Annotated in this window: 14 protein-coding genes and 1 pseudogene; 10 read left to right on the top strand and 5 right to left on the bottom strand. The window is 63.0% G+C overall.

The window, feature by feature from the left end:
• Positions 1 to 25 precede the first annotated feature (25 nt).
• Positions 26 to 856, top strand: coding sequence for a UDP-2,3-diacylglucosamine diphosphatase (locus AUC70_RS12890; RefSeq protein ID WP_069445234.1), 831 nt, complete (start codon positions 26 to 28; stop codon positions 854 to 856).
• A pseudogene (locus AUC70_RS12895) lies at positions 856 to 1,928 on the top strand (glycosyltransferase family 4 protein). Before AUC70_RS12890 ends, AUC70_RS12895 begins: the two are co-directional and overlap by 1 nt.
• A 202-nt stretch (positions 1,929 to 2,130) precedes the next feature.
• On the opposite strand, the gene AUC70_RS12900 reads toward AUC70_RS12895, so the two are convergent.
• Positions 2,131 to 3,144, bottom strand: a complete 1,014-nt coding sequence (locus AUC70_RS12900; RefSeq protein WP_069445235.1) for a hypothetical protein — start codon at positions 3,142 to 3,144, stop codon at positions 2,131 to 2,133.
• Positions 3,145 to 3,217: 73 nt separating this feature from the next.
• Between AUC70_RS12900 and AUC70_RS12905 the strand changes: the two genes are divergently transcribed.
• Complete coding sequence (locus AUC70_RS12905) at positions 3,218 to 4,507, top strand: MFS transporter (protein ID WP_069445236.1); 1,290 nt, start codon at positions 3,218 to 3,220, stop codon at positions 4,505 to 4,507.
• On the opposite strand, the gene dgcA is transcribed toward AUC70_RS12905, so the two are convergent.
• A complete protein-coding gene (gene dgcA, locus AUC70_RS12910) occupies positions 4,477 to 5,496 on the bottom strand; it encodes an N-acetyl-D-Glu racemase DgcA (protein WP_069445237.1) in 1,020 nt (339 codons plus the stop codon). The two genes, AUC70_RS12905 and dgcA, sit on opposite strands and share 31 nt — an antisense overlap.
• Positions 5,497 to 5,598: 102 nt before the next feature.
• On the opposite strand from dgcA, the gene AUC70_RS16430 reads away from it, so the two are divergent.
• From AUC70_RS16430 to AUC70_RS12925, 4 genes are read left to right on the top strand one after another with little or no spacing between them, the layout of a single operon-like run.
• On the top strand, positions 5,599 to 6,096 hold the full coding sequence (locus AUC70_RS16430; protein ID WP_083241559.1) for an STAS domain-containing protein: 498 nt from the start codon (positions 5,599 to 5,601) through the stop codon (positions 6,094 to 6,096).
• A complete protein-coding gene (locus tag AUC70_RS16435; protein ID WP_083241560.1) occupies positions 6,086 to 6,778 on the top strand; it encodes an MlaE family ABC transporter permease in 693 nt (230 codons plus the stop codon). The genes AUC70_RS16430 and AUC70_RS16435 overlap by 11 nt, the downstream gene beginning before the upstream one ends.
• Positions 6,775 to 7,575, top strand: coding sequence for an ABC transporter ATP-binding protein (locus tag AUC70_RS12920; RefSeq protein WP_141702122.1), 801 nt, complete (start codon positions 6,775 to 6,777; stop codon positions 7,573 to 7,575). The genes AUC70_RS16435 and AUC70_RS12920 overlap by 4 nt, the downstream gene beginning before the upstream one ends.
• Positions 7,576 to 7,605: 30 nt before the next feature.
• A complete protein-coding gene (locus AUC70_RS12925; RefSeq protein WP_083241561.1) occupies positions 7,606 to 8,424 on the top strand; it encodes an MlaD family protein in 819 nt (272 codons plus the stop codon).
• 206 nt (positions 8,425 to 8,630) lie between these two features.
• Here AUC70_RS12925 and AUC70_RS12930 read toward each other — a convergent pair whose 3' ends face one another.
• Positions 8,631 to 9,701 carry a hypothetical protein gene (locus tag AUC70_RS12930; protein ID WP_069445239.1) on the bottom strand — a complete coding sequence of 357 codons (1,071 nt, stop codon included), beginning with the start codon at positions 9,699 to 9,701 and terminating at the stop codon, positions 8,631 to 8,633.
• A 259-nt stretch (positions 9,702 to 9,960) separates the two neighbouring features.
• A complete protein-coding gene (locus tag AUC70_RS12935; protein WP_069445240.1) occupies positions 9,961 to 12,723 on the bottom strand; it encodes a hypothetical protein in 2,763 nt (920 codons plus the stop codon).
• 443 nt (positions 12,724 to 13,166) lie between these two features.
• On the opposite strand from AUC70_RS12935, the gene AUC70_RS12940 reads away from it, so the two are divergent.
• The 3 genes from AUC70_RS12940 to AUC70_RS12950 all read left to right on the top strand — a co-directional run bounded on the left by AUC70_RS12940 (position 13,167) and on the right by AUC70_RS12950 (position 15,099).
• Positions 13,167 to 13,568: an Hpt domain-containing protein gene (locus AUC70_RS12940; protein ID WP_069445241.1), complete on the top strand. Its 402-nt coding sequence runs from the start codon at positions 13,167 to 13,169 to the stop codon at positions 13,566 to 13,568.
• 175 nt (positions 13,569 to 13,743) lie between these two features.
• Positions 13,744 to 14,064: a 2Fe-2S iron-sulfur cluster-binding protein gene (locus AUC70_RS12945; RefSeq protein ID WP_045366504.1), complete on the top strand. Its 321-nt coding sequence runs from the start codon at positions 13,744 to 13,746 to the stop codon at positions 14,062 to 14,064.
• A 6-nt stretch (positions 14,065 to 14,070) separates the two neighbouring features.
• Positions 14,071 to 15,099: an NAD(P)/FAD-dependent oxidoreductase gene (locus tag AUC70_RS12950; RefSeq protein WP_069445242.1), complete on the top strand. Its 1,029-nt coding sequence runs from the start codon at positions 14,071 to 14,073 to the stop codon at positions 15,097 to 15,099.
• Between the two features lie 29 nt (positions 15,100 to 15,128).
• Here the strand turns inward: AUC70_RS12950 and AUC70_RS12955 are convergent, their stop codons facing one another.
• A complete protein-coding gene (locus tag AUC70_RS12955; protein ID WP_069445243.1) occupies positions 15,129 to 16,043 on the bottom strand; it encodes a class I SAM-dependent methyltransferase in 915 nt (304 codons plus the stop codon).
• Between the last annotated feature and the right edge of the window lie 345 nt (positions 16,044 to 16,388).

The raw sequence follows: 16,388 nt of genomic DNA on the forward strand, positions 1-16,388 counted from the left end.
AAACCAGCTTATTCGCCGATTTACTATGTTGGACACGCGCAGGGAAGAAGAGGAGCCGTCCGACGCTGGCGTCCAGCGTTATCGTGCTCTTTTTATTTCGGACATTCATCTTGGCACCAAGGCTTGCCAAGCAGAAGCGTTTCTGGACTTCCTGAAGACGCACAAGGCGCCGAAGATTTATCTTGTCGGCGACATCGTAGACTTCTGGCGCATCCGGCGCGGAGTCTATTGGCCGCAGCCCCATAATGACGTCCTGCAGAAACTGCTCCGCGAGGTCCGCAAGGGCACCGACCTCGTCTACATTCCCGGCAATCACGATGAAGCCATGCGCGAGTATTGCGGGTCGCAGTTCGGCGGCATCGCCATCGAGCGCCAGACCGTCCATACCGGCGCGGACGGGCGGCGCTATCTGATCATGCATGGCGACGAGTTCGATGTCGTCGTGCGCTACGCCAAATGGCTGGCCTTCCTTGGAGATTGGGGCTATGTCACCGCGCTGTGGTTCAATACCCACCTGAACGCGGTACGCCGGTGGTTCGGCATGCCTTACTGGTCGCTTTCGGCCTATCTCAAGTACAAGGTCAAGCGCGCCGTGAATTTCATTGGTGAGTTCGAGCACGCGTTGGTACAGGAAGCCCGCCGGAGTGGCGCCCAAGGCGTAATCTGCGGACATATTCACCATGCCGCTATGCGTCAGGTGGAAGACGTGGTTTATATCAACACGGGCGATTGGGTCGAGAGCTGCACGGCAGTCGTCGAGACCGAAGAAGGAGTCTTCCAGATCATCCGTTGGAATCCTCATACTGGTGTGCGTGAGCCCGAGACTTCCTCCAAGGAGCTTGAGGCGGCCGCCTAATGCACGTTCTCGTCGTCACCGACGCCTGGTTCCCCCAGGTCAACGGAGTTGTGCGCACCTACGAGCGGCTTGCGCAGGAAATTCCCAATTTTGGCGCGGAAATCAGCTTCCTCGTTCCAACGCAGTACCGCACGCTTCCTTGCCCCACCTATCCTGAGATCAGGCTCGCGCTGGCGACTCCGGGCATGGTCGATCGCTACATCGAAAGCGTCGGAGCGGACTTCGTTCACATCGCGACGGAAGGACCGCTTGGTCTCTTGGCACGCCGCCATTGCCGTAGGAACAAGCGACCGTTCACCACGAGCTATCACACCCGCTTCCCCGAATATGTCTCGGCGCGCCTGCCTGTGCCCGAATCCTGGTGCTACAGCTTCCAGCGCCGCTTCCACAATAGCGGCGCCGGCATGTTCGTAGCCGCACCTTCGGTGGAGGAGGATCTCGCGGCCAAGGGGTTCAAGCGCATGATGCGCTGGACGCGCGGCGTCGATGTGGATCTGTTCCGGCCGCAAAACGTGCGGCTGTACGGCGACGGTCCCGTCTTCATGTATGTGGGCCGCGTGTCCGTCGAGAAGAATATCGAGGCTTTTCTGAAGCTCGATCTTCCCGGCCGCAAAGTCGTTGTCGGCGGGGGTCCGCAACTGACGGAGCTCCAGCGCGCCTACCCGGATGTGCACTTCACCGGTCCCAAGGAAGGCGAGGAGCTGGCCGCGGCCTACGCCTCCGGCGACGTCTTCGTCTTTCCCAGCCTTACGGACACGTTCGGCTGGTGCTCCTGGAAGCCCTGGCATGCGGGGTCCCTGTGGCGGCCTATCCCGTCCACGGGCCCAAGGACGTCGTGACCGATCCAGCCGCCGGCGTGCTCCATAGCGACTTGCAGACGGCGGCGCTGCAGGCCCTGGACCTCAACGGCGAGGATGCCCGGTCCCATGCCTTGAACTTCAGCTGGGAAAACTCGGCACAGCAGTTCCTGGATAATGTGCTGGCGGCCCACAATCTCGGCCTGCCCGAGCGGCGTCGGCTCTTGCCCCGCCTGCGTCCTAGCCGCTTGATGCGTAAGAAGACAGCGGCTTAAACAGCCTCTCCGAAAGCGACCCTAAAAAGAAAACGGCCCGGTGGGGGGACCGGGCCGTTCGCATTTTCATGCGTCAGTTTGGGGGACGCGTTGGGGGATCTTGCGTCCTCCCAGAAATGGGCAGGGGCCTATAGGCTTTCAAGACCCGGCAGACGATTTTTCCAGAGCTGAGCTTAAAGCACTGAAACTATTGACTTAAAAGTCATCCGAAAAGCGCCGCACGTTGTGCGGCGACAAGCGCTTCGAGGGTCAAAGGCTCGGGCCGCTCGAAGGGGCGGGGTCCGTCGGAGAGAAGGGCAGGTGCCGCCGCTCCGGTAGGCACTGGCAGGCTTGTAGATGCTGGCAACTTAACAAGCGCGGGCTCGTCTACCGGGGCCGCATCGTTTGCAGGAGCGGGAAGCACCTCCTCGGGCACGAGACGGTTCGTCCGCCGCGGTGTCGGTTCAGATGCTGGTTCCGGACCCGCATGAGGCTGCTCGTCGCGAGCGGGTTCGCTCTCGTCCACGGTCGCTGCGCCGGCGCGTGTCTGCTGCGGCGCCGTTTCGAAGGCCCCGCTCACGTCGAGAGCCTTAGCAGCATCCAGAAGATTCTTCGTCTCGTGGTCGCTCCAGTCCTCGATCAGCGCATCGATGCGGCGCTCCACGTCGCGCAGCAGGTTCACGGCATCGGCTGTCTGCTGTCCCGAGATCTCGCGCCGTGCACATGCCGTGTAGATGTCGGCGGCCCGTTCATCCAGCCTGTCGCAACAGTCGAGCGCGACGCCCTGCTCGCGCAGCGCCCATGAAACGCTTTGAATCTCTTCCAGTGCCTCGAGCACATCGGATGTTGCACGGGCCGAGGCTTCGACGATCTGCTCGAAGGCGCATGGCGCCGCAATCGGATCGGACACCGGGATGTCCACGCGTTGGAGTTCGCCGATCTCCCGCCGCATTTCGCCGATGGTCTCGCTCATCGCGACGAGCTCGGACACGAGGCCATGCGATTGGCGAGTCCGTTCCGGTGCGGCCGAAGCGGACTCAAGCCGCACGAGCGCATCTAGCAGCAATTTGACTTCCGGTGTGGGGTGCTGGCGCGCATAGTCCGCCAAGAATCGGCGGCCAAGTTCGGACCCTCTCAGCGTCGTCTCTAGCGCTGCATATTCCGCATGCTCGGCGGAGCCGGATTGCGGATCGCTTCGAGACAGAGCCTGTGCGGCGCCAGTTGCGCGGTTCAGCATGGTGCAACCAATCTATCTGATTCGATGGTGCACTCGAAGGTAGTCATCGTCCTAAAGGGAATGGTTAACGAACATGGACGGCTTCGCGTCACCTGAGAATGCCACGCAGGCGACGAGCCGCGCTCTCGCTTGGCGTCTAGGCTTTCTCTACGCGGTCCTGTTCCTGATCATCGGCTGCTACCTGCCTTACCTGCCCGTGTGGTTGGAGTGGCGTGGCTTCACGCCCGATCAGATCGCCATCCTGCTCGCGACCCCGCTGTTCGGCCGCATCCTCATCGCGCCTTCGATCAGCTTCGTTGCCGACCTGCTGGGAGACAGACGCTTCGTGCTGATCCTTTCAGCCTGGGGATCGCTGCTCGCCTATGGCACGCTCTGGGTCTCGAGCGGCTTCTGGCAGATGTTCTTCGCCATGGTCCTCGTCGCATTGGCTTCGACCACGCTGATGCCCTTGACCGAGACGATCGCGATCACCGGCATACGGCGCGCCCGGCTCGATTACGGCAAGGTCAGGCTCTGGGGTTCGCTCAGCTTCATCGCGGCCAGTCTCGGGGTCGGTGTTGTCATCCAGCAGGCCGGGGCCGGGCTCGTCGTGCCACTGCTGATGGGCGCGGCCGCGTTGATGATCGTGGGCACCTATTTCATTCCACACGACCTCGCGGTGACGCGCCGCGCCAAACCTACAGGCGAGGGGACGCCACCGCGGCGGCTGCGCTTGTCCGATGCCACGGCGCTCATGCGCTCGCCGCTGTTCCTCCTGTTTCTCGTCGCGACCAGCCTCGTGCACGGGAGCCATGCCATGCTCTATGCGTTCGGCTCGCTCCATTGGCGCGCGCAAGGATTCTCCGGCGGCACGATCGGCGCGCTGTGGTCGATCGGCGTCATCGCGGAAGTCCTGCTGTTCGCCGTGTCGGGCCGGATCGTCGGGCGCATCGGTTCGACGCGCCTTCTGGTCGTGGCCGGCTTCATGACGGCGCTTCGCTGGAGCCTTATGGCGTTCGACCCGCCGCTGTGGGCAACGGCGATCTTGCAGACGCTGCATGCCATGAGCTTCGGCGCCGCGCATCTCGCCGCGATCCACTTTCTGACTCACGCGATCCCGGAGGACCGCTCCGCCACGGCCCAGGGCCTGTTCTCGGCGGTGGTCGCCGGCCTTGTGATGGGAACGGCCACGTTGCTGTGCGGCCCGCTCTACGCAAGCTTTGGCGGGGAGGCCTACGCGGTCATGGCGGCAATCGCCGCAGTGGGGACGCTTGCTGCGATGTTGCTGCGCAGGCACTGGCATGGCGGCATCGTCATCGGACACGCGAGGTTGGATCGCCCAGGTTCGGACGCTCAGCCCCAAAGCGCGGGCGAGGGCGGGTAGACGTCTCCGTTCTTATAGGAGAGGGCGGGGTCCCTGTCGCGCGCGAGCAGCAGCGGCCCGTCCAGGTCGACCCAGTCCGCCGTCTGCGCGAGGAGGACGGCCGGCGCCATCGCGAGCGACGTCGCCACCATGCAGCCGACCATGATCTTGAGGCCGTGCGCACGGGCGTGCTCGGACATGCGCAATGCCTCGGTGAGGCCGCCCGTCTTGTCGAGCTTGATGTTGACCGCGTCGTAGCGGCCGACAAGCTCGTTGAGCGAAGCGCTGTCGTGAGCCGATTCATCCGCGCAGATCGGAACGTCATGGGCGATGTTGGCAAGCATTGCGTCGTGGTCTGCCGGAAGCGGTTGCTCGACGAGCTCGATCCCTGTTTCGGCGGCCACGGCGAGAAGCGGCTGGACCTGGTCCGCGTCCCACGCCTCGTTGGCGTCGACGATCAGACGGGCATCGGGCACCGCATCGCGGACCGCCCGCATCCGGTCCGCATCGCCGTCGCCGCCCAGTTTGAGTTTTAGCAGCGGATGGGCGGAAGCTTCATGCGCCTGCGCGGCCATGAGCGCTGGCGATCCCAGCGAGATCGTGAAGGCCGTCGGGAGCGCCTTGAGGGGCGCCAACCCGATGCGCTCAGCAACCGTCCGTCGCGTCTGCTTGGCTTCAATGTCCCACAGCGCGCAGTCGACCGCGTTGCGTGCGGCGCCAGGCGGCAGGAGCTCTTCGAGGCGGCGGCGATCGAGGCCACGGCCGAGTTCCGGGCGAAGGTTTTCGATCGCGGCGACCACGCCGTCGACGCTTTCACCATAGCGGGCATAAGGAACGCACTCGCCCCGGCCGGTCGCGCTGCCGTCGCCGATCTCAGCCACAACCACGACCGCTTCGGTCTTCGATCCGCGCGCGATGGTAAAATTGCCGCGAATAGGCCAGTGTTGCACGCGAACCGAAAGGGTCAGCGGCTTGCCGTCGCCAATACGCTCGGCGGGTTCGCTTCCCATCGCAGCTTTATTTCTCCGTTGTTTTCGGCCAAAACGGTTGCGCTGCCATTTGCGCCGAATGCCACAAAGAAGCTTAGATTCTGAGCCAGGCCAAGCCCTTACATGCTAAAGCGTGACAATCAATTCGTCCTTTCGACCGAAATCGAGGCCCCGGGCTTTCGGGTCGAGTTGCGTGGCACGACGTTTCGCCTGGTTGCGACGGGCGCCTGGACGATCTCCGAAGTCGCGGTTCTGGACGAGGAACTGAAGCGGCTGAAGGTCCCGATCCCTCCGTCATCCGAGTTCACGGGCGAAATGGACATCTCCGGCATCGCCGAGATCGACACGTCCGGTGCCTGGCTCCTGCAGCGCACGGCGTCAGCATGGCAGCGCGGAGGTTTGAAGACGCGCTACGCCGGCGCAACGGATAGCTTTCGTATTCTCATCGAGGAAGTTCATCGACGCGCGCAATCGGATCTGCCGGAGATCGACGAGGTCCCGCCGCTCCAGCAGTTCGTCGACACGATGAAGACAAGCGCGTCGAGCATCTGGCAAGACACGGTCGCCCTGACCGCGTTTTCTTGGCGAGGTTACGTTTGCCGCTGTTCGTGTGGTTCGTGAACCCTGGCGGTTCCGTCCGATCTCCTTCATCCATCATCTCGATCATGCGGGCCTGCGGGCTTTGCCGATCATCTTTCTGATCTGCTTCCTGATCGGCGCGGTGGTCATGCAGCAAGGCGTGGTCCAGCTGTCCTATTTCGGGGCCGAGGTCATGGCCGTGAACATGGTCGCTATCCTCTCCTTGCGAGAAGTGGGCATCCTGCTGACGTCGATCATGGTGGCCGGCCGTTCCGGTTCGGCCTTCACCGCAGAGATCGGCTCCATGAAGATGCGCGAAGAGATCGACGCCATGCGTACGCTCGGCATCGATCCCATGGACACGCTGGTCCTGCCGCGGGTCGCCGCGCTCATTGTGGCGTTGCCGCTCCTCACCTTCATGGGAGATATCGCCGCGCTCGCTGGCGGCGGCGTGATGGCGTGGGTCATGCTCGGACTGGATCCGCCTCTCTACATCGACAAGCTCCAAGAGATCGTCAGTTTCCGGCATTTCATGGTCGGCATGATCAAGGCGCCGTTTGCGGCCGTGATCATCGCACTCGTCGGGTGCCTAGAAGGCCTGCGCGTTGAAGGCAGCGCCGAGTCCTTGGGCGTTCACGTGACCTCCGCCGTGGTCAAGGCGATCTTTCTCGTGATCTGCATCGACGGCATCTTCGCCATGTTCCTCGCGGGGATCGGCCAGTGATCGTCGAGGACGGACGCGAAATTCTGATCCGCGTGCGCGGGCTCGCAAAGAGTTTCGGCACACATCAGATTTGGGAGTCGCTCAACCTCGATGTGTACCGGGGGGAAATCCTGGCCATCGTCGGCGGCTCGGGCCAAGGCAAGTCCGTGTTGATGCGGGTGATCACGGGTCTGGTTCGACCCGACAACGGGGTCGTCACGCTGTTCGGACAAGAAGAACACTCGCTGTCGCCCGGGGCGCGGCTCGAGATCGAAAGGCGCTGGGGCATTCTCTTTCAGGACGGAGCGTTGTTCTCGTCTCTCACGGTGTTGCAGAACATCGAGGTCCCGATGCGCGAGCACCTGGACTTGTCGCAGTCGATGATGGACGACCTTGCGTTCCTCAAACTAACCATGGTGGGGCTGCCGCCCGAGGCGGCGCACAAGTACCCATCCGAGCTGTCCGGTGGTATGCGTAAGCGCGCAGGTCTGGCCCGCGCGCTCGCACTCGATCCTGAGATCGTGTTTTTGGACGAGCCCACGGCCGGTCTCGACCCGATTGGCGCGACCGAGTTCGATCACCTTATTCGCAAGCTACAACAGACACTTGGGCTTACGGTCTATATGGTCACGCACGACCTTGATACGATCTTCACGGTATGCGACAGGGTGGCGGTTCTGGCGGACAAGAAGATCGTCCGGACCGGATCGCCCGAAGAGCTACAAAGCACCCCCGATCATCCGTGGATTGAAGAGTACTTCTGTGGCGAACGCGCACGCGCCGCGAGCCCTACCGAGGAGCGGCGGGTGGTCAGCTGACCGGCGCCAGGTTCTTTCTGAGAGGATCCGATGGAAACTCGAGCCAACTACCTGATGATCGGCGGCTTCATCCTGGGCGCGCTTGCGCTCATCTTCATCTTTGTGTTCTGGGTCGCGAACATCGCCGGCGGCGGCAACCGCTATCAGATCGTCTTCGATAGCTCGGTGGCGGGGCTGACAACCGGATCCCGCGTCGGGTTCAACGGCATCAAGGTCGGTGAGGTGCAGTCCTTTGCGCTCGATTCGCAAGATGCGCGAAAAGTCCGTGTGGTGATCAGCGTGAGTGACAATACGCCGATCCGCGAGGACTCGCTCGCGACTATCAAGTCCATGGGATTGGCCGGCGGCAGTGGCGTTGAGATCACACCGGGGTCACCGGATTCGCCTCTTCTTGTGGCGACTGACGACAATCCTATCCCGACCATCGAGGCGGCGCCCATGGCCGGTGCCGGTATCTTCGACGCGGCGCCGGCTGCCCTCAATACGGCGAATGCCTTCATCAAGCGCTTGGACGCGTTGATCGCCGCGAACGAGCAAGAGATCAACAACACGATGAAAAACGTCGATGAGTTCACCTCCATGCTGGAAGGTAAGAACCAGGAGATCGAGCAGGCGATCGTCGATTTGCGATCCGGCGCGGAGGACTTCAAGCAGATCAGCGCCAAGCTCGACAAGAACCTGGACGAGCTGACCCTCGAGGCAAAGAAGGGCATGCAGGACTTCAGCGCCGCGATGCAGCAGGCCCGGCAGACGGCGGCCACCATGGACCGTGTCCTCAAGAAGTTCGAAGCCAACCCGGCGAGCTTCCTATTCGGGGGCTCGCGGCAAGGTAACGTTCAGCGCCGGTAGCGTATGGCCCGGCTGGCGCGTAGCCGGGCACGTGGGCGTTCCCCGCCTGGGACCAATCACGCGAGGTTTGCGGCGGCCGCGGCCAGCGGTGCAACGCAGGCAAGGCAAAGGAAAACCCCCTCGCTCCGGAGATGGAGGAGGGGGTTTTCCTTTGGGGGAGCCGGACCGGTGTGGTTCGCCTCCGCTAATCTTGTCGTGACGCGGGACTACCGCAGCCGGCCGCTCGCATGGGCAAGCAGGAGATAGACCCGTCCGGTCTCGGACGTCAGGTAGTTCTGCAGCATGTTGCCGGCCGGATCGGACTGCTCGGCTTCCGCGAGCAGCCGCTCGAAGTCAGAGACATACCGGTCGACTGTGTTGCGGAACTCGGGATCGCGATCGTAGCGGTTCGAGATCTCGTCGAACGTGGCCTGGCCTTCGTAGGTGTAGATGTGCCGTCCGAGCACGCCCCGCTCGCCGGCCCGCATGCGATACCAGACCTCCGTAGCGGTCCTGATATCGATCGAGCGTGCGAGCTCGTCGATGCGGAGCTGGCCGGCGCCCGTCGAGGCATAGCCAGCCCGCTGCTCGGGTTCCGCCGGGGCCCAGCTCTGGCGGCTTTGACCGCCTGACATTTGCGGCGGCAAGCCGCCTGCGGCCTGGTCCAGATCGGTCGCTTCCTGACCGCCTGCCACCTGGCGCCCGTGAGCGTCGAAGCGCGGCATTGGCGGTAGGCCGTATTCGTCAGCCGCAGGCCGGGGTTCCTCGGCCTGAGGTGCATAGGAAGCCGGTGCGGACTGCTGTGGTGCAGGCTGCTGCGGAGAGGGCTGCTGCGGAGCAGGCTGCCGGTAAGGGTCAGGGTTCAGCGTCAGCGGCGAGGCACCCAGCGGATCGGCCGCAGGAGGCGTCGAAGATGGCGCCGGTGCTGGCGCAAACGAACCGGCCGTGAAGGGTGCCGGCTGCGTGTTGGCCTGGGAGACCGCCTGTGTAGCGGCGAGCTGGGCAGCTTGGTTCGCCGCCTCGGAAGCGGCGATTGACGCGGCTTCCTTTGCAGCCTGGCGCGCAGCTTCCTTCGCGGCCTGCGTTGCCGCCGCCGTGGCAGCCTGGGCGGCGGCCTGCGATGCGGCTTGCGTCAGGTTCGGCGTCATCGACTCGATCTCACGTAGCTGATCGTTGAGTGCCTTGCGGATCGCCGTTGTCGCCTGCGCGGCCTGCTCCGGCATGCTGTCCAAGCGCGCCTGCATGCTCTGACGGAGCGAGTCGAGATCGACCGCGGTCTTCTGAGCCTGTTCGCGCATGCCGCGCGAGGTGTTGTCGAACTGACCGCGGATCTGTTCGAGCTGGCGGCCGACCTGTGTGATGACCGTCTCGAAGTTGCCCTTGAGGTCGGTGACGCGCGGGCGGTGTGTGCCTGAGCCTCTTCGCGCAGCTTCTCGATCTGGCCGAGCGTCTGCTGAACCTGACCGGCCGTTTCGTGGCCGAGGGAGGTCGTGATCTGCTTGGCCCGTTCCTCCGCCTGGGTGAGGGCGCTTTCCATGAGGCCGGAGTAGTTCCGCATCATGCCGTCGAGCTCCGTCGCTTGGTGTTCACCGTATGGAGCAGCGAGATGATGGCCTGATGGCGTCCCTCCAGGATCGAGTCGATCTTGGCGTTGGACGAGTCGAGCGCCTTGGCGGCCGTAAGGATCGCCTGGCCCTGGCTCTCGAAACGCTGTGTCAGCCCATGGATCTGATCGAGCAGGCCGCGGGAGACTTCACGCAGCGTGCCGGTCTGGTTGGTCAGGATGTTGACAGCCTCGGTGGACTGCGCCCCGACCTGTTCGGCGGTCTGCTGCATCATCTGCGAGTTGTTCGCCAGGACCTCGTTGAGCTGCATGGTCTGGGACGAGAACACCTGACCCACCATGCGCGTGTGCTCGCCGAGCATCTTGTCGGTCTCGGCCGTGTTCTGGCCGAACGTGGTCTCGATGACCTTCAAACGCTCGGCAAGAGCGTTGATGACGTACTGGGCACGCTCGTTCATGACCTTGTCGAACGACTGCGCTTGCTCGGTGATCGAGGCTTCCAGGCCCTTCGCCCGGTCGAGCAGCGTCTGCGTGAAGGCATCCGCCTGGCCGGTGATCAGCTTGGTGAAGGTGTCCGAGCGCTCCGCCAGCGTCTTGTCGAGCGCGATGGCGCCCTGGTTGACGGCGGAGGTGAACTGCGCCGTGCGGTCCGCGAGGGTCTTGTCGACCTTCGACGTCTGCTCCTCGACGGCAGCGGCAAGACCGGCGGTCCGTTCCTGGAGCGTCTGGTCGAAGCTGACGGCGCCTTGAGCGACGACGCCGGTGAGGGCCTCGGTCTGGTGCGCGATCGTCTCGCCGAGCTTCGCCGTTCCGGCGGCGACCGTGGCGTTCAGGGCCTCGGTGCGATCGGCAAGCGTCTTCTCGAAGGTGACCGCGCTCTCGGCGACCATGTTGGTCAGTCCGTCGGTCTTGTCCTGAAGCGTCTTCTCCAGGGTAACGGCGCTTTCGGCCACCACGTTGGTGAAGGCCGCAGTGCGCTCGCTCAGCGACTGGTCGAGTGTGACGGCGCTCTCGGCGATGACGGAATTCAACGTATCCGTCCGGTCCGTAAGCATCTTGTCGAGTGTGACGGCGCTCTCGGCGACGACGGAATTCAGCGTATCTGTCCGATCCGTGAGCATCTTGTCGAGCGTGACCGCACTCTCGGCAGCCACGTTCGTGAAGGCTTGTGTCTTGTCCGTCAGGGTCGTGGACAGAGCCTCGGTTTTCTCACCAAGGGTCGTCTCAAGCGCAACGGCGCCTTGGGCCAAGAGGTTCGTCAGTTCGTTCGTCTTGTCGGTAAATGTCTGCCCCAGCGCGACGGCGCTTTCGGCAGCAAGATTGGTGAACGTCTCGGTGTGGTCGCCGAACGTCTTGTCGAGCGTCACGGCACTCTGGGCTACGACGGCGGTCAACGCTTCGGTGCGTTCGCTCATCGTCTTGTCGAGAACGATGGCGCCTTCCGCGACGGTGGACTCGAGCCCCTTGATGCGCTCCGAGAGCGAAGTCTGAAGGGCTTCCGTACGATCCTTCATGGTGTTGTCCAGAAGGGTCGTCTTTTCCGTCACGGTGGTTTCCAGCGACGTCAGGTTCTTGGTGGCGGCGTCGATGATCTTGGTCAGGCGGCCCTGTTCCTTCGTCATGCGCTCAATAAGGCCGGGCACCTGCTCGGAGATCTTGGTCTGTGCCTGATGGACCTGCTCGGCGGCTTCGTTGGAGCGCGCGACCAGGAGTTCGGTCAGCTGGGTGCCGCGCTCGGAGAGGCGCTGGTCGATCGAGCCGCTGGCATTGGCGATGTCGCGGGAAATCTGCGCGCCCACACCCTTTAAGGCCTCGCTTACGCGCTGGCTGTTGTTGGTGAGCGCATCGCGCTCCGTTGCCAGTTCGTTGATGAGATTCCGGACCCGAAGCTCGTTCTCACCATAGGAACGCTCAAGAGCGGCGACCTCGTTGTGAACCATGGCTTCGAGCTCGGAGGCGCGGCCGATGGCGCGCGAGATGGCGTCGTTCATCGCCGCGACCTGGCGGCGGATGGTCTGGCCCACCGAGGCCACGGACTGTTCCGCAAGCTTGTCGGGCTCCGCCAGACGTACGGCAACTTCGGTCATGGCGGACGCCATGAGCCGCAGTTCCTGGGCACGCCAAACGAGGAGGGCCAGGAACCAGAAAATGATGATCGGGACGAGGATAGCGGCGGTCGACGAAAGGACCGCGCTGGCCGTGCTGCTGGCATCGGAGATCACACCGAAGGCGAAGAAGCCGCCCAGGATGAACCAAGCGACCGAGGCGCCGAGCGCAATCAGAAACGGTGTGCGGGCAGGACGCTGCTGCAGTGCGAAGATCAAACCGCCGATGGACGGGATGTCGTCGTTGGCGGGGGCCGACAGACGGCGCTGCGGCGGCGGGCCGGCCGGCCGGCGCGTACGGGCCAGATGCTTGGGCGAGGGGGCCGTGCTTGCGCTCTCGGGTGCGTCTCCGGCGCCAGCGTCCTCCTGCGGTGTCTTGAGCGGCCGCGATGTCGCCTGGGGCTTGGGCTGGTCCTTGAACTCGACCTTCGGCTCTTCGCGCTTTTGAGCTGCTTCGCCGCGCGGCTCGTCGCGTCTACGCTGTTCGGCCTTGAGCCGGTCCGCCAAAGAAGAGCGTCGGGGCAGGGTCGGCGTGTCCTCGACATCGTCGTCGGACGAGCCCCCCATCATTGCCTCAAGCGGCCCCTTGGTCTGATCCTTCTCGTCGGATGCTTCCTTTTCCGGAGCCGACTTCGCTTGTTCCTGCGCCATTACGCGTTCCTCGCACCACTTGATACTCAGAGTAGGAGAAGTTTTGCCGTCCGACACAAAGACCGCCAGTGGCAGCGCATCGCGTCCGGGGAGGACCGCCTCTCATCTGGCCTTATCTAACCAGAAGGTCCCCAACGCTTTTTCCCCCTCATGCCAACATCGTTAACGAATTCTTAGCGATAAACAAAGCTGAATCGGTTACTTGGGTTAACGGCCAATAACCCATTATAAAGAAAGAAAATTCCGTAGGCCAGTGCTGCGAATCGCCTATAGTTAAGTGCCTGCCGATCCTTGGGCGGATCAATTCTTAGTTGCGCAAGGGACACAGCAGTTGCCCTGATGCAACAAATTTGCATCTCGCTTGTTGGTTTTGCCGTGGAATCAGGGGCAAGGTCCGGTTGCAGAACGGGATTTCGAGCGGAACATCGCAACGGAGCACCGCTATGGCTGGTGAGCATGCGCAGCAGGTCGGTACGGTAGGATCGGCGGTCGACGGTGAAGAGCCGGAGGCGCCGGTCGATATGGCCCATTTGGCGCGCTACACGCTTGGGGATGCGGCGCTGGAGCGCGAGGTCCTTGAGCTGTTTTGCACACAGTCGGTGTCGTATCTGGAGCAACTCCGTGCGGCCACATCGCACAAGGACTGGTGCCATGCCGCCCATTCTCTCAAGGGCTCGGCCCGCGCGGTCGGGGCTTGGCGCATGGCGCGGGCGGCCGAGTATATCGAGGCGCTGCGGGAGGATATTCCGCCTGAGGTCCGCGCGGCGCAGATTGGGGAACTGGAAGCCTCTCTCCAGGAAGCATCGGCCTTCGTGGCGAACCTGAGTGAAGATCGCGGCCCATAGAGGTCCGACGCCTTGTTGTCGCATGGCTCTGGCGCCATCAGGTCAATTGGCCTATAGAGCACGGGCCGAGAACGGGAGGGACATCCCGGATCGCGCAATCTGCCGGGCACAGTGATCATCGACATCCAAGGCCCGAAGTCCGAAATGCAAAGCCGTTTTCAAGCCTCCCCACCTCATGCTCAAAGTCACCTTCATTCAACCGGATGGAATAGAAAACACGGTCGAAGCCGAACCGGGCATGACCTTGATGGAAGCCGCCGTAAAAAATTCGGTGCGAGGGATTGCGGCCGAGTGCGGCGGCGCCTGTTCCTGCGCGACATGCCACGTGTATGTCGAAGAGGCTTGGCGCGAGGCCACGGGCGAGCCTGAGGCGATGGAAGAGGACATGCTAGACTTTGCATTCGATGTTCGTCCTTCGAGCCGCCTTTCTTGTCAGATCAGACTGACCGAAGAGCTCGACGGGCTCACGGTCCGGATTCCAGAAAAGCAATTCTGAGGCACTATGTCAGTGGACGTCATTAAGACCGATGCGGTCATTATCGGCGCGGGGCCGGTTGGACTCTTCGCCGTTTTCGAACTCGGCTTGCTCGACGTGAAGTGTCACGTCATCGATATTCTCGATCGCGCCGGCGGTCAGTGTGCGGAGCTTTATCCCGAAAAGCCGATCTACGATATTCCGGCCATTCCGGTGGTGACGGGCCAGCAGCTCACCGATCAGCTCATGGAGCAGATCCAGCCCTTCGGCCCTGAGTTTCACTTCAGCGAGCAAGTGGATTCGATCGAGAAGACCGAGGACGGCTTCCGGCTCGCGACCGACGCAGGCACGACATTCGAGTGCAAGGTCGTTGTGATCGCCGCCGGCGGCGGGTCTTTCACGCCCAAGCGTCCGCCGCTTCCCGGCATCGAGAACTACGAGGCACGTCGGGTCTATTACTCCGTCCGCAAAATGGATGCCTTCAAGGACAAGGACGTCCTGATTGTCGGCGGTGGCGATTCCGCGCTCGACTGGACTTTGAACCTTCAGCCTGTCGCCAAGTCGCTCACGCTGCTGCATCGGCGTTCGGAGTTTCGGGCCGCGCCCGCGTCCGTGCAGAAGATGCTGGAGTTGGTCGAAGGCGGCGACATCTCGTTCAAGCTCGGACAGGTGACCGAACTACACGGCGACAACGGTCAACTCACCGGTGTTACCGTCAAAGGGTCGGACGGCGAGACCTTCGAACATCCTGCCGAGGTCATGCTGCCGTTCTTCGGTCTCACCATGAAGCTCGGCCCGGTGGCGAACTGGGGGCTCAATCTCGAGGAGAACCTCATTCCCGTCGATACGGAGAAGTTCGAGACGAGCGAGAAGGGCATCTTCGCCATTGGTGACATCAACACCTATCCGGGCAAGCTGAAGCTCATCTTGTCGGGCTTCCACGAGGGCGCTCTCATGGCGCAGGCCGCGCATCGGATCATCTATCCCGACAAGAAGCTCATCTTCCAGTACACGACATCGTCGTCGAACCTGCAGAAAAAGCTCGGCGTCAAGTAAGCTTGCGTCGTTGGGAGTGGGGGAGGCCGCTACGCCAAGGAGCGGTAGACCGCAACGGTGTGGGGGCTGAGCAGCTTCAGCTTGAACTCATCGATCTGCGAGGGCTCGACGCGTGCGAAGACGCCGCTGGCTTCGACCAAGTCGGCTGCGACCGGGTCAACCAGGATGAGATAGAGCCGCCGGGGCGTCATCCGATAAGCCATCACGATATTGTTCAGCACCTCGGCGAAGACTTCGCGCGCGAACGGATTGAAGAAGAAGTGCACGGAGGCGCCGTCGGGCGGCCCCACCTCAACCGCATCCGCAAGAACACATTCGACATTCCGGCAGCGCATGCTGGAACGCGGATACTGAGCGATGTTCATTTCCGCATTGTCGTGTAGTTCGGCTGCGAATTCGACACCGGCGACAGCGGCAAACGGATGTTCGGCCGCCAGAAGCATGGCGCGGCCCTTGCCGGCGCCATAATCCACAAAGGTGAACTCGGACAGGTCCTCGGCCACTTGCGCCAGCGCCCAGTCAAAGACTTGGCAGGGGACAGGTCGGTAGTCGTGCCCGAACGCACGGTTGGGACTGTCGATCGTCAGCGTCGACAGCGCCTGGGGATCCTTCGTCGGCACGAAGAACAACTGCTCGCGCGATGCATCGAGCACGCGTTCGTGGAGCTTGCGCACGAGCGACTGGTGCTCCGCCTTCAGCCTGTCCATCCAAGAGCCGGTGGGCGGGGTCTTCTTTTTCTCGGACTTTGCCTTGGCGGCTTGAGGCGCGGGCTGAGGCGCGGGAGTGGTAGGCGCGGGCGCAGCCGCTACGGGTGCCGCGGCTTGCTGCGGCGGAGGTGTCTGGGTTGGGGCCTGCGCTTGCGGCGGCACTGCCGCCTTGTTCGCGATCTGCGCCATGCGCTCCGCGAGCCGCCCGCGGATCGCGACCTTGCTTGAGGCGGTCACATCCGCAGTGGTCCGTGCGCTGACGGCTGAAGGGCGGGCAGCCGAAGGATCGACAGCCGCCGCCGCGCCGCGGTCCTTAGAAGACGCAGCGACAGTCTTCTCCGCCGGTTGTGAGCCGCGGGTTATGGCCGTCATCGACAATTCCCCCTTCTGCGCAACGATTAGGCAGAGTGGCATGCGACGCAAGCATTCCTAAGGGGGTTAGGTTAACGGTGCCCGTCCAAGTTGCCAGAGAAATATGGTATCCTCTTGATTCGCTGGGAAGACTCCGGCGTTTCGCCGGCATCGACCCAAGCTGCGGGGATTAAGGCGTGCACGCACGAGATTTGTACGATTCCGTAAGAC

The sequence above is a fragment of the Methyloceanibacter stevinii genome (assembly GCF_001723355.1).
Classification (GTDB): domain Bacteria; phylum Pseudomonadota; class Alphaproteobacteria; order Rhizobiales; family Methyloligellaceae; genus Methyloceanibacter; species Methyloceanibacter stevinii.